General features: G+C 59.6%; 11 protein-coding genes. 3 read left to right on the top strand and 8 right to left on the bottom strand.

Features of this window, described 5'->3' with window-relative positions; genetic code table 11:
* The first annotated feature begins 4 nt into the window (after positions 1-4).
* Both ACQZ5Y_RS25370 and nadE read left to right on the top strand, forming a co-directional pair.
* Complete coding sequence (locus ACQZ5Y_RS25370) at positions 5-1,537, top strand: class I adenylate-forming enzyme family protein (protein ID WP_111800139.1); 1,533 nt, start codon at positions 5-7, stop codon at positions 1,535-1,537.
* The gene (gene nadE / locus ACQZ5Y_RS25365; protein ID WP_111800138.1) at positions 1,534-2,532 is read left to right on the top strand and encodes an NAD(+) synthase; all 999 of its coding nucleotides are present in this window, start codon (positions 1,534-1,536) and stop codon (positions 2,530-2,532) included. The genes ACQZ5Y_RS25370 and nadE overlap by 4 nt, the downstream gene beginning before the upstream one ends.
* A 164-nt stretch (positions 2,533-2,696) precedes the next feature.
* Here nadE and ACQZ5Y_RS25360 read toward each other — a convergent pair whose 3' ends face one another.
* The 6 genes from ACQZ5Y_RS25360 to ACQZ5Y_RS25335 all read right to left on the bottom strand — a co-directional run bounded on the left by ACQZ5Y_RS25360 (position 2,697) and on the right by ACQZ5Y_RS25335 (position 9,521).
* On the bottom strand, positions 2,697-3,215 hold the full coding sequence (locus ACQZ5Y_RS25360) for a hypothetical protein (RefSeq protein WP_003518238.1): 519 nt from the start codon (positions 3,213-3,215) through the stop codon (positions 2,697-2,699).
* Positions 3,216-3,419: 204 nt separating this feature from the next.
* On the bottom strand, positions 3,420-4,244 hold the full coding sequence (locus ACQZ5Y_RS25355; RefSeq protein WP_111800182.1) for a hypothetical protein: 825 nt from the start codon (positions 4,242-4,244) through the stop codon (positions 3,420-3,422).
* A 236-nt stretch (positions 4,245-4,480) separates the two neighbouring features.
* Positions 4,481-5,056 (bottom strand): sarcosine oxidase subunit gamma, encoded by a 576-nt coding sequence (locus tag ACQZ5Y_RS25350; RefSeq protein WP_111800137.1) that lies wholly within the window; start codon positions 5,054-5,056, stop codon positions 4,481-4,483.
* Positions 5,049-7,973 carry a sarcosine oxidase subunit alpha family protein gene (locus ACQZ5Y_RS25345; RefSeq protein WP_174050932.1) on the bottom strand — a complete coding sequence of 975 codons (2,925 nt, stop codon included), beginning with the start codon at positions 7,971-7,973 and terminating at the stop codon, positions 5,049-5,051. The genes ACQZ5Y_RS25350 and ACQZ5Y_RS25345 overlap by 8 nt, the downstream gene beginning before the upstream one ends.
* Positions 7,970-8,260 (bottom strand): sarcosine oxidase subunit delta, encoded by a 291-nt coding sequence (locus ACQZ5Y_RS25340; RefSeq protein WP_003518230.1) that lies wholly within the window; start codon positions 8,258-8,260, stop codon positions 7,970-7,972. The genes ACQZ5Y_RS25345 and ACQZ5Y_RS25340 overlap by 4 nt, the downstream gene beginning before the upstream one ends.
* Before the next feature lie 10 nt (positions 8,261-8,270).
* Positions 8,271-9,521: a sarcosine oxidase subunit beta family protein gene (locus tag ACQZ5Y_RS25335; RefSeq protein WP_174050934.1), complete on the bottom strand. Its 1,251-nt coding sequence runs from the start codon at positions 9,519-9,521 to the stop codon at positions 8,271-8,273.
* A gap of 140 nt (positions 9,522-9,661) precedes the next feature.
* On the opposite strand from ACQZ5Y_RS25335, the gene ACQZ5Y_RS25330 reads away from it, so the two are divergent.
* Positions 9,662-10,648: a GlxA family transcriptional regulator gene (locus tag ACQZ5Y_RS25330; protein ID WP_174050937.1), complete on the top strand. Its 987-nt coding sequence runs from the start codon at positions 9,662-9,664 to the stop codon at positions 10,646-10,648.
* A gap of 55 nt (positions 10,649-10,703) precedes the next feature.
* Here ACQZ5Y_RS25330 and ACQZ5Y_RS25325 read toward each other — a convergent pair whose 3' ends face one another.
* Positions 10,704-12,245, bottom strand: a complete 1,542-nt coding sequence (locus tag ACQZ5Y_RS25325; protein ID WP_174050939.1) for a sugar ABC transporter ATP-binding protein — start codon at positions 12,243-12,245, stop codon at positions 10,704-10,706.
* Positions 12,246-12,249: 4 nt separating this feature from the next.
* A complete protein-coding gene (locus ACQZ5Y_RS25320; protein ID WP_112286193.1) occupies positions 12,250-13,227 on the bottom strand; it encodes an ABC transporter permease in 978 nt (325 codons plus the stop codon).
* Positions 13,228-13,235 lie beyond the last annotated feature (8 nt).

The raw sequence follows: 13,235 nt of genomic DNA, 5'->3' as shown, positions 1-13,235 counted from the left end.
CCAATTGCGTATCGACCACTACCTGCATCGAAGTGCGGAGCGCCATGCCGGCAAGACGGCGCTGGTGGCCGGTGAGACGCGCCTGAGTTACGGCGAACTCAAGACGATGAGCGAGGCTTTCGCCACTGCTCTGATAGCGCGAGGCGCAAACCCGGGAGACCGTGTCGTCCTTGTGCTGGACAATGGCTGGCGCATGGCGGTTGCGGTTTTCGGTTGCTGGATGGCGGGCGCTGTTGCCTGCCCCATCAACCCATCGTCCAAGGCCGCACGCCTTTCGCAAATTCTGGACAGTTGTACGCCCTTTGCGGTGGTTGCCGAGGCCCGGCTGGAAAAGGTCGTTTCGGATGCGGCCGGTTCTTCTCCGTTGTTGCGCATCGTTTCCGGCGCGCCGAACCCAACGGCCGATGGTGTCGATTTTGACGCGATGCTCGAGGAACCGATAGGCGCGCTGCCGCAAAACCTGCTCGATACCGATCTGGCAGTAATCATCTATACATCTGGCTCCACCGGCGAGCCAAAGGGCGTGATGCTGGCGCATGATAACATGGATGCGGCCGTCCCTTCGATTACCTCGTATCTCGGCAATAGGCCGGAAGATATTCTGCTCGGCGTATTGCCGCTTTCGTTCGGATATGGCCTGAACCAGCTGCTTTCCAGCGTTTTCGTCGGCGGTACGCTGGTGATCGAGAAATCCTTCGCCTATCCGCATCTGATTTTCGAGCGTATCCGGGACGAGCGGATCACGGGCTTCGCGCTGGTGCCGACCATGCTGTCCATCATGATGCAGACGCGCGATCTGTCGCCGGCGCTGTTTGAAAGCCTGCGCTACGTCACCGCCGCCGCTGCACCCCTTTCGCCCACCCATAGCGACTGGCTGCGGACTTTTCTGCCGCATGTGCACCTGTTTTGCATGTATGGCCAGACGGAGTGTACCCGTATCAGCTTTCTGCCGCCGGAAGACCTCGACAGGAAACGCGGTTCTGTCGGCATCGCCATTCCGGGCACTGCCATCGCGGTGGTGAACGAGGACGGAGACAGCCTGTTGCCCGCAGAGGTCGGCGAACTCGTGGTCAGCGGGCCGCACGTCATGCGCGGTTATTGGCGCAACGAGGCTGCCACAGCGCGCGCGCTGCGCGTTGATGCCGCAACGGGCCGGACGCGTCTTCACACCGGCGACCTGTTTACCTGCGATGCCGAGGGTTATCTCACCTTCGTTGCCCGCAAGGACGATATCATCAAGTCGCGTGGCGAAAAGGTTGCGCCGCAGGCTGTCGAAGCCGTTTTGCAAGCCATGCCGGGCGTCTCGGACGCATTGGTCGTCGGCGTTGCGCATGAGGTTTTCGGTCAGGCGGTGAAGGCGATCGTGATCGCATCCGACGAGGCGATCACCGCAAAAGACGTCATGCGCTACTGCGCTCTGCACCTCGAAACCCACATGGTGCCAACACTGGTTGAATTTCGCGATTTCCTGCCGACGACGGATACCGGCAAGGTCAGTCGCCGCCTCGCTGCTCAAGATACGGAGAACAATCGATGACGAACAATGCACAGAGCCTGCCTTTCTCGCCGCTTGAACTTGATGCGGCGGCGGAGGTAGAGCGTATCGCCGAAAAAATCCGCCAGTCGCTTCGTTTCAACCTGCGCAAGCGCGGGCTGGTGCTCGGCATTTCCGGCGGTATCGATTCCAGCGTCTGCGCCGCACTTGCCGTTCACGCGCTCGGGGCAGCAAATGTTATTGGCCTGTTCATGCCGGAAAACGATTCCGACCCGGACAGCCTGCGCTTGGGGCAGGCTTTGGCGACGAAGCTGGGTATGGACTGCGTGCTGGAAGATATCGGCCCTTCGCTTGCCGCCATGGGTTGTTATGAAAGGCGCGATGGCTTCATCCGCGAGGTTGTGCCTGAATACGGGCCGGGCTGGGCCTCCAAGATCGTCTTCGACAACGCCATGAGCACCGGCGCCTATAATATTTCCTCGCTGGTCGTCCGTTCGCCATCGGGCGAAACGCGCAAGGTTCGTCTCTCCGCAAAAGCCTATCTCGGCATCGTTGCGGCGACGAATATGAAGCAGCGCACGCGCAAGCAGTTCGAATATTATCACGCCGACCGCCTGAACTTCGCGGTGCTCGGAACCCCGAACCGGCTGGAGTACGACCAGGGCTTCTTTGTCAAGAACGGCGACGGCGCTGCCGACATCAAGCCGATCGCCCATCTTTACAAATCACAGGTCTATCAACTCGCGGCCCATCTCGGCGTCCCGCAGGAAATCCGCTCCCGCCCGCCGACAACGGATACCTATTCCATGCCGCAGACGCAGGAAGAGTTCTATTTCGCGCTTCCTTACGACAAGATGGATATCTGCCTCTACGGTCTGGAACACGGCATGCCTGCAACCGAGATCGCCACGGCGACCGGGTTGACGGAGGACAATGTCCGGTTCGTCTGGACCGATATCGCCGCCAAGCGAAAGGTTGCGCACTATCTGCACCACGCCCCTATCCATTTCCATGAGGGCGCTCAGGCGAAATCCTGAGATTGTTCCAAGCGGCGCCGGCCTGGGCGATCAGGCCGGCGTATGAAACAAACCTCGATATGAATATGTAGCCGCCCGCCAGCAGAAGAGCTGTGAAAGCGGTATGCGGGCGGCAATTACATTTGTTAGTCAAGGCGTTAGTATTGGCAGTGCTTCGCCACCATTCAGTCCGCTGCGAATTCGCACGCCAACAGGGTCTTGTCGCCAAGTGCCGCACCTTCGCGCGCCACAATGGAGACTTTTCCCGGTCCAGCCAGACCTTCAGGCGGCTGCTGGTCCTGCGGAAGCTGCCGGGCATAACCCTTGGTCGATGTACCCATCAGGTCTGAGGTTTCCGGTTTCAAATCATATTTCGCGGCCAGAGCATCGGCACGCTGGCCCTTGATCAAAACACCGACTGCACCATTGGCGAAGAAGACTTCGTCACTCTCAAACCCATCGCGGCCGATCTGGTTCGGAAGCTTATAGATAGCCGCACCCAAAGACGATGTGTCGGCCTTTGCAAGTTTTTCGGCGGCATCATAAATTTCGGTCGCCGATGTCATCGAATAGGGCGGATTGCACAGGGCCGCATCATAGAATGCGGGATCGATTTCGGCAGCCAAAGCGCTACCGGCATGAAGCGCAGTAATGGCTACGGACATTACGACGGTGCCGCGAAGGAAAGGTGTGAATGCAAACATTGGCGTCCCTTAGAATTTGCCTGTCGTCCGTTTGAAGAGATTGCGTCAGGCTTTGCCATTCCTTGGAGCACCATAATTCACGCCCTGTCGATATACGCGAAGCGTTTTCCCCAGCTCGCCAGAACAAAACTCGTCATCCGACCGCAAGGAAAGCGGGGCGGAAGACGGCATTTCCATAGCGGGAATGAAAATGCTCTGTTGTTGCTAGCCCGGCCGATTCAATACAGCTTGGCCGGCTTCGTGTTTGACAATCCGCAGCATGGGCTGCCCGCCCATCTCGGCGGATTCAAACCGGGCAAGAAGGTCGAATGAGGTTATGGCTTCGCCCGCCTTGAAGCACTTTCCGTGGACGGCGAGATGTCCGAGCCCAAATACGGTAAGAAGAGCCTCCGTTTGGTTATCCGACGACGTGTCGAAGAGCAAATTCGTTTGGCCGAAATGCTCGAGACCCGTAGTCCAGGCTCTGGTCGCGCCGTTCTCCCGGATCACGAAGGCGCCATAGGCAAGCATTGTTGCTGTCTGTTGCGGCTGATCCAGGTGACTGTTGGCGTAGCTCAGACAGTCGTCGAGATCGGTGCGGCCGACGATTACGTCGAGATAATGCAACATAACGGCGCGCATCGGTGCAAGCTGGTGGATGCCGAGCAGGGTCATGGCGATCTCGTTATGTGCCACTGTGGGGTCGTCGTCATCCGCCACGATCATCAGTTTGAATTTCGCCTGATGGGTCGCACGGCAAAGGTCATCATGCGCAGCTTTTGCATTGATGCAGAACGTGTTCGTCCAGTCGACTTCGACCCGCGCTACCGCAGGATAGTGAGCAGGAATTGCCAGCGTTCCCACCGCCTCGGGAATGCCAACGAAGACGCGGGTTCCGCCGCGAAAGCCGTCAAAGACGCCTTCGCTCTCCAGTTGCTCACATTCATACCCTTCAAGGCCCCAGGCTTCGATCAGCGCCTCAGCCGACAGGGTGGGCAAATCGTCAAAATAGAGTGTTGCCGAAAAATATTGAACATTGTCGCTTGTCACTACGATAACCTCATATTTCCGCTGCACTAGTCCGGCCGTTTTCACGAGCGGCGATAGCCCGTCTAGTCGATTTTTGCGACAATATGATTTGCGCCGTCGTCAGAGCGATTATTCACTGATGGCTCAGAACGGTAACCGTTCGAGATGATCCCGAAGCGCCCATGTCAATAAGACACAGTTCGCCCGTACAGGTCGACGATTGGCAAAAAACGGTCTGGTGGCTTTGCAGTCCCGCTTTATGCGGCAGCGCCAAGAAGTTCCGCCTGACGACGGATCGCAGTCTCGATCACATGCCACAGTGTTTCCGCAGCGGAGCGCATGCCGAGGATGGCAAGGCGGTCCGGCGCGCGCCGGATGACGAAAACGCTCATATGTTCCATGCCTGTGCGCGTAACGGTCCCTTGCCCGAATACCGAGGGATCGAGGTTCACCAGCTTCTGCATGAGCGCGACAATCGGCGCCTCGCCTGCGTCGCTCTCGATTTCGAAGGCGACGAAGCCATCGGTCTGTTCCGTCACGGAACAGGAAGGGCAAAGGCTCGTGAGTTCTGCGGCGAAATCCGTTTCGGCCCGGTCTGCGGCCTCAATCAGCCATTGGCCCGGCCCCGTCCAAAAAGCTGAAACCGGGCCTTGCTGGACCCATTTTCCGGGACCCGGCAAGGTGAGGTCAAAAGGCACCGGTTCTTTGACGTTGCGGCGCAGGCTGAGCGATGCGAGGGCAAGCCCCGAATTTTCCTCAAGTCGCAGCGTGCCATGGCGGGCGCGCCGCGAAGTTTGCGCGCCGAGTGCGGTTGTCGGCTTCAAATCAGGCACGGAGTCTCTCTCCCTCAGGGTCGATGAAATGGGGCGAGACCACACGCAATTCGACCGACTGTCCCTGCAAGGGGTTGGCCGCGACGACGATCTCTCCGATACGGTTTGCACCATCGGCAAGGAAACCAAGACCGATGCTGAAGCCGAGGTTGGGCGAATAGCAGGCGGATGTGATCCAGCCTTGATCGGTCTCGGTATTCTGGCTGGCGCCGCGGGTAAACAGATGTGAACCTGACACCACAGGGTCCGTTGCCGCAAGCGGCTGCAGGCCGACGAGCACCCGGCTTTCGCCGACAAGCCCTTCGCGGCGAGTCATGACGGTACCAACCGCGTCTTTCTTGGCCGAAACCATCCTGCCCATGCCCAGCATCTGCGCCGTCGTCTGGCCGTTCAACTCGTTTCCGGCAGCATGGCCTTTTTCGATACGCATGACACCAAGCGCTTCCGTCCCGTAGGCGGTGGCTCCAAGATCCGCACCGATCTCCATCAGCCGGGACATCAGGGCATTACCGTAGCGGGCGGGGACTGCAATCTCGTAAGCAAGTTCCCCTGAAAACGAGATCCGGAACAGCCGTGCTCGCAATCCCCCGCAAACCGTCAGTTCGGCGCAGGCCATGAAGGGAAAGGCTGCGTTGGAAAGGTCGAAACCATCGACAATGCGTTCGATAAGGCGGCGGGCGTTCGGACCAGCGACTGCGAGCTGTGCCCAGGCATCCGTTGCCGAGATCAATTGCACATCCAATTCCGGCCACAGGCATTGGCGGGCGAATTCCATGTGACGATAGACCGGGCCGGCCTGGGCCGTGGTCGTGGTGACGATATAATGATCCTCACCCAGACGGGCACAGGTGCCGTCATCATAGGCGTGGCCGTCTTCCCGCAGCATCAGGCCGTAACGGACCATGCTGACCTTGAGGCTCTTCATTGCATTGCAGTAGAGACGGTCGAGAAATTCAGCCGCATCGGCGCCCTGAACATCCACCTTGCCAAGCGTCGTCACATCGCAGATGCCGACGCCCTTTCGGGTGGCCAGAACCTCGCGGTCGACGGATTGCCGCCAATGGGTCTCCCCGGCTTGAGGAAAATATTGGGCACGCATCCATTGACCGACTTCGACGAAAACGGCGCCATGCGCTTTAGCCCAGGCATGGCTGGGTGTGAGGCGGCGCGGACGGAAATGTGCGCCGGTGTCGCCGCCGCCGAGTACCGCCATCGAAACCGGCGTATAGGGAGGGCGAAAAATCGTCGTACCCGTATCCGGTATCGATTTGCCCGTCAGTTCGGACATGATTGCCAAAGCAGTGGCATTCGATGTCTTGCCCTGGTCAGTTGCCATACCAAGCGTTGTCCAGCGCTTGAGATGCTCGATGGGCCGCATGTTTTCCTGATAGGCGAGCTTGATGTCCTTGACCGTGACGTCGTTCTGAAAATCGACCCAGGCGCGCCCTTTCCCCGGCACATGCCACAGGGGCTTGATGCCGATTTGCGTATCCTCGGCCTCCGGCAGGGCTGGCCTGGATGCGGCAATCCCCATTTGCTCCAGAGCCGTTATGGCAGCGGATGCACCGGAGATCAGCGCCGCCCCCGTGCTGCCTTTGCCGGCCGCCGCCCCTGCAACGAGCATATGCGAGGGTACGTCGCCGGGCAGGAATGCCTGTAGCCCGTCATCCCATACCGGGCGACCGCGCTGGTGCGATGTAAGATGAACATTGGGGTTCCAGCCCCCGGAGATACCAAGCGCACCGCAATCGATGGTTTCGTCATAGCCATCCTTGCGGACATCGATGGAAACCAACCCCAGCCTGCCTTTGCTGCCGGTAACTGTCGCCCCCGCAATCAGGCGGTATTCCGCAAGCGCCCGCGCATCCGGGCGCGGATCGATGACTGCGGCGATCTCGACACCTTTCGCAGCCAGGTCGACAGCGGTCCGATGGCCGTCATCGTTATTGGTGAAGATTGCGACCCTGCCTGCCGGACTGACTGCCCAGCGATTGGCATAGGCACGCAGCGAACCGGCAAGCATGATCCCCGGCCGGTCGTTATTTTTAAAGGGGATATGCCTCTCTGTCGCCCCGGCGGCAAGCACCGTGCGCTTTGCAGTGATGCGCCAGAGGGACTGGCGTACGCCCTTTGGTGCGGCAAGATGGTCGGAAACCCGCTCGACCGCACCGAATATGCCATGGTCGAATGAGCCGAAAACCGTGGTGCGGCGCATGACGCGCAGGTTTGGCAGGGTTGAAAACTCCGCCTCGAGCGTTCCGATCCAGTCGGTTGCAGGGGCGCCGTCGAGCAGGTGGCTCTCTGCAAGCAGGCGACCTCCGAGGCGATTGTCTTCGTCCGCCAGAATAACCTTGGCACCGGCACGCGCCGCGGTCAGGGCAGCAGCCAGACCGGCCGCTCCGGCGCCGATGACCAGCAGATCGCAGTGAAGGAACCCCTTGTCGTAACTGTCGGGGTCCGGTTTCATCGACAGGCTTCCAAGTCCCGCAGCCTTGCGAATGGCGGGCTCATAGAGCTTTTCCCAGAACGCCTTCGGCCACATGAACGTTTTGTAGTAAAAGCCTGCGGTCAGGAAGTCGGCAAACAGATCATTGATCGCAAGGGCATCGAAAGACAGGGACGGCCAGCGGTTCTGGCTTTTCGCCTCCAGCCCGTCGAACAGTTCGACCGTCGTGGCGCGGGTATTCGGCTCCAGCCGCGATCCCGTGCGCAATTCGACCAGCGCATTCGGCTCTTCTGAGCCGGCAGAGATCACGCCTCTGGGGCGATGATATTTGAAGCTGCGCCCCATCAGGCGGACATCGTTTGCCAGAAGTGCCGAGGCGAGCGTGTCGCCGGGATGCCCCTGATAATTCTTTCCATCGAAGGTGAAATGCAGCACCTTGCTGCGGTCGATCAAGCCGTCCTTCAGTCTCATGCTTCATCTGCCTTCTGACGGAGCGCTACCTCGTTTGCGAGTTCCGCTCCGAGGATTTCATGGGTGACGGTGTTTCGCGTGACCACGAGCCAGCTGCGATCACCCTGTTCGTGAAACCACAGTTCCCGATGCAGGCCGGCGGGATTGTCACGCAGATAGACATAATCGTTGAAGTCTTTCGCAGCGCTCTCGGCCATTCCGTCCGGGCGACGCAACAGGGCGGCATCGCCGAGATAGGTGAATTCCTGAGCGTCGCGCGGCCCGAGCAGTGGGTGAGGGATCAGCATTGTTCAAGCCTCAGTGAAGGTTCGGTTGGGCGCCGGCGCCCTTTTCGTCGATGACATAGCCCTTTTCGAACCGGTCGAGGCGGTAGGCCTTGGCCGTATCATGCGGGGTATCGGTGGCCAGCAGGTGCGCGAATGCATAGCCGCTGGCCGGCGTCGCCTTGAAGCCGCCGTAACACCAGCCGGCATTGAGATAGAGGCCCTTCACAGGCGTGTGGTCGATGATCGGTGAACCGTCCATCGACATGTCCATGATGCCGCCCCATATGCGCAGCAGGCGCGCCCGGCCGATCATCGGCATCAGCGCCATGCCGCCCTCGGCGACATCTTCGATGACGGGCAGATTGCCGCGCTGGGCATAGGAATTATAGCCGTCGATATCGCCACCGAAGACCAGGCCACCCTTGTCGGACTGGCTGACGTAGAAATGGCCTGCTCCGAAGGTTATGACGCCCGGTATGGTCGGCTTCAGCCCTTCCGAAACGAAGGCTTGCAGCACATGGCTTTCAATCGGCAGACGCATGCCCGCCATGGCCATGACGCGGCCGGTCGATCCCGCCACGGCGATGCCGACCTTTCCGGCACCGATGTAGCCACGGCTGGTTTCCACGCCCTTGATCGTTCCATCCTCGATGCGAAATCCCTGGACTTCGCAGTTCTGGATAAGATCGACCCCTGCCAGATCGGCGCCGCGCGCGTAACCCCAGGCAACGCCATCGTGGCGGGCAGTTCCAGCGCGGCGCTGGTAAAGGCCGCCCTTGATCGGAAAGCGTGCGTTGTCGAAATTGAGAAACGGGATCATGGCGCGGAGATCGTCTTGTGCCAGCAGTTGCGCATCCGCACCGGCCAGCAGCATGGCGTTGCCGCGACGGCGGTAGGCGTCGCGCTGCGCGTCGGTGTGGAACAGGTTCACAATTCCGCGCTGGCTTACCATCGCATTGAAATTGAACTCCTGTTCAAGCCCTTCCCAGAGTTTCATCGAAAATTCGTAGAATGGCTCGTTTCCGGGCAGCAGATAGTTTGAGCGGATGATCGTGGTGTTGCGCCCGATGTTTCCCGATCCCAGCCAGCCTTTTTCCAGAACGGCGATCCGCGACTTGGAAAAGGTTTTGGCTAGATAATAGGCCGTTGCAAGTCCATGACCGCCACCGCCAACAATGATGAAATCGTAATGAGGTTGCGGATCAGGATTCCGCCACAGTGGGCGCCAGCCCTTGTGGCCGGTCAGGGCCTGTTTGAAAACCTGGAGAGCCGAATAGCGCAAATCTGTGTTCCTCGAAAACAGGGCGGTTGTCCAAGTTTATAGCGCGATACCGCACGATTTTTTTATCCGTGACGGACGCATTATTGTCCAGTTTGGCCAAGTCGGCTAAGCTTATCCTGGGGATTGTCTTGGAGCAGGTCATGCACGCCGAAGGGTCGATGTCGATCGGGTTCATACTCATTGATGGTTATGCGCTGATGTCGTTGGCTGCGGCGGTTGAGCCGCTGCGCGCGGCCAATCACCTTGCCGGCAAAACGCTCTACCATTGCCGGTTTTACTCGGCGAATGGCGGGTTTGGCGCATCCACGTCAGGCGGAGGTTTCGATACCGCGCCCGTTTCGCGGGCTTTGTCTGAGAAGCTGGATCTGGTCTTCATCGTCGCGGGCGGAAATCCCATGCTCTATGAAGATCCGGCACTTGTGCGCAACCTGCGCGCGCTCAACCAGCAGGGTGTCAAGCTTGGAGGCATTTCCGGCGGCGCGGCGATCCTTGCCAAATCCGGTCTGATGACGGGCAGACGTTTTACCGTTCACTGGACCCACATCGATCCGCTTAGTGAATATGCCAGCGATCTCCTGATCGAGCGTGCGCTCTACGTCATCGATCGCGATCGCTACACTTGCGCGGGCGGCGTTGCCGCCATTGACATGATGGGGGCTTTTATTGCGAAAGACCATGGTTCTGCCTTCGCGCGCGATGTCAGCGAATGGTTCATACATCCGCGTTTGAGAACGGCCGATGAACCTCAGTTGGGCCGCGCCGGCCAACGTTTCAACGTCCACCACCCGGTACTCGAAGCTGCCATTGAACTCATGACGACCCATGTTGCGGATCCCCTGTCGCCGGAGCAGCTGGGCCAATTGTGCGGCAGCAGTATTCGCCAGCTCCACCGTCTGTTTTCCAGCCATTTCGACCAGTCCATGATGTCTTTTTACCGTGGTCTTCGGCTGGCAAAGGCGGATGAGCTGCTGCAGCAGACCTCGCTTTCGATCGTTGACGTGGCCTTGCTGACGGGGTTCTCGACCGCTGCCCATTTCACCCGTTGCTACACCCAGAAATACGGCGTCCCGCCCAGCAGAAGGCGTCGTGCCGGGAGAGATTTCGAGCAGCCGTCCGATGGTACCTGACGCCCTACCGGAACAGCGTGCGGTTTTTGCGATGACACTTCGGCAAGGCCGTGCGTCATGCCTGACGTGAAAGGGCCGTTTCGCGCTCCGCATCATGGATCAAGCCCATGATACCCTCGCTCATATCGGCATAGACGCCATTGTTTGCGACCACGCCTTTAACCCGATAGCGGTCCATGACAACAATGCGGTCGGCCAGTGCCACCATCTCCGGCATGTCACTGGTAATGACGAGAATGGCGGTGCCGCCGTCTGCAAGCTCGCGCAGCAGATCGTGCAGATAGGCCTTGGTCTTGATGTCGATGCCAACAGAAGGTTCGTCTACAATCAGCAGCTTCACGTCGGCGGCAAGCCACTTGGCGACGCTGATCTTCTGCTGGTTGCCGCCGGAAAGATTGCCCACGGTCTGGCTCAGGCTCGGCGTCTTCACCTCAAGTTTCTGCAGGAAAGGGGTGACCGCCGCACGGATGCGGCTGTCGGAAAGCACGCCGAATGCGTTTGAGAGCTTGCGCCAGATGGGAACGCCCGCATTGGCAAGAACGGAATGCTGGAGAATGAGGCCCTCACCCTTGCGGTCCTCGCTGACATAACCGACGCCGTATTCGTGGATGGCTTCGGCAACGGAGCGGATGCGGGCCGGGCGATCTTCGATCCGGACTTCGCCTTCCGTGACGGCGAATTTGCCCATGATCGATTTTGCCAATTCGGTGCGCCCAGCGCCCACCAGCCCGTAAAGGCCGACGATTTCACCCTTGCGCACGGAAAGACTGACATCGCGATGGCCGATTGCGGTAGAAACACCTTTGAGCTCAAGCACCAGCGGATTGTGCTCGACCGCGCGTTTGCGCCAGCCACCGCCGCCTTCGGCACGTCCAATCATCAGGCGCACCAGGTCCTGGCGTCCGAGACCTTCCATAGACCGGCTTTCGCAGGCGTTTTCGCCATCCCGCAGCACCGTCACCCGGTCGCAAATGTCGAGAACCTCTTCCAGCTTGTGGCTGACGAAGACAAGGCTTGCGCCATCATCGCGCAGGCGGCGCAGAATGCGGAAGAGGTTGTCCGTTTCGCTCGGGGTCAGCGATGTCGTGGGTTCGTCGAGCAAAAGAACCCGGCTTTGCAGGGAAAGCGCCTTGGCAATTTCCACGAGCTGCATTTGCGCAACGGAAAGCTCGGATACCGGCATCGCCGGATCGACTTCCAGATTGAGAGCCTGCAGCCAGCGGCGTGCGTCGCGGTTCAGCGCGGCGTAGTCGATGGGTTTGAGATAGTGCGCCCCAAGCTTTTCCATGTGGATATTCTCGGCAATCGAGAAGCGCGGGATGAGGTTGCGTTCCTGATGGACGACACCGATGCCGCGGGCAATGGCCTCGCGCGGGTTGCCGAAGCGCACTTCCTGCCCATCGACAAGGATCTGGCCGCTGCTCTGATGGTGGACGCCGGTAATGACCTTGATCAACGTCGATTTGCCGGCGCCGTTCTCACCCAGCAACGCGTGGATCGATCCCGGCTCCAGCGAAAGATTGACGCCCTTGAGCGCCCGAACGCCGGGAAACACTTTTTCGATGTTACGCGCCTGAAAAACAGGTTGCTTGTCCATGATGTCAGGCCTTTCCTGTCTTTTTGCCGAGATGCGTTTCGCGCAGGCGGTTGATGCCAACGGCGGCGAGGATCATTGCGCCGAGCACCACTTGCACGAGGAACGGATCGATTGAGAACAGTACGAGTGCCTGCGTGATGATGGCGACGATGACGACGCCGAGCAGGGTCGCCCCGACGCTGACATGCCCGCCAGCCAGTACTGCGCCGCCGATAACGGGTGCGGCAAAGGACAGGATGAGCCAGTCGTCACCAATGGAAGGCTGGCCGATCTGCAGGCGGGATACGAGCAGAATGCCGGCGACCGACGCCAGAAGGCCGGAAATGCCGTGCGCCACGATCATTGTCGTGCGGATCGAAATGCCGGAAAGCTCTGCCGCATGGCTGTTGCCGCCAATGGCAAGGATGAAGCGACCTATCGGCTGGCGGCGCAGCATGAACCACAGCGCGAATGCGATGATGATGGTGGGTGCTGCGAGCCACGGAACCGGGCCAACGAGCAGTGCCGAGCCGAAGGCTTTCACCTGTTCCGGCACGCCGTAGAACGGCTCCGCCCGGGTGATGCCAAGGTTGATACCCTTGTAGATCGACAGGGTCGCCAGTGTGATGACGAAGGCGGAAATGCCGGTGATGGCAATCAGCAAACCGTTGAGCATGCCGCAGACAACACCGATCAGTACCGCAGCAATGGCGGCCACCGGTGCCGGAAGTCCCCAGACCTGCATCAGTCCCGCAAAGGAGATTGCGGCCAGTCCGCCGATTGCGCCCACGGACAGATTCATCTGGCCAATGGCAATGATGATCATCTGGGAAAAGGCGATGAGCGCATTGACCGCGATTGCAAGAAGCAGAATCTGGATGTTGAAGGAAGAGAGGAAGTTGGGGCTGAAGCCGCGGATAAGCGCGATTGCCAGCACCGTGACCAATAGGGGGCCGAACCAGTCGGTTCTGGCAAGGCGTAGAAGGGTGTTGTCGGTCTTCATCGTCCAGT

It is taken from the genome of Agrobacterium sp. A3-95, assembly GCF_053521785.1.
This window is presented reverse-complemented; position numbering and strand designations above follow the sequence as displayed.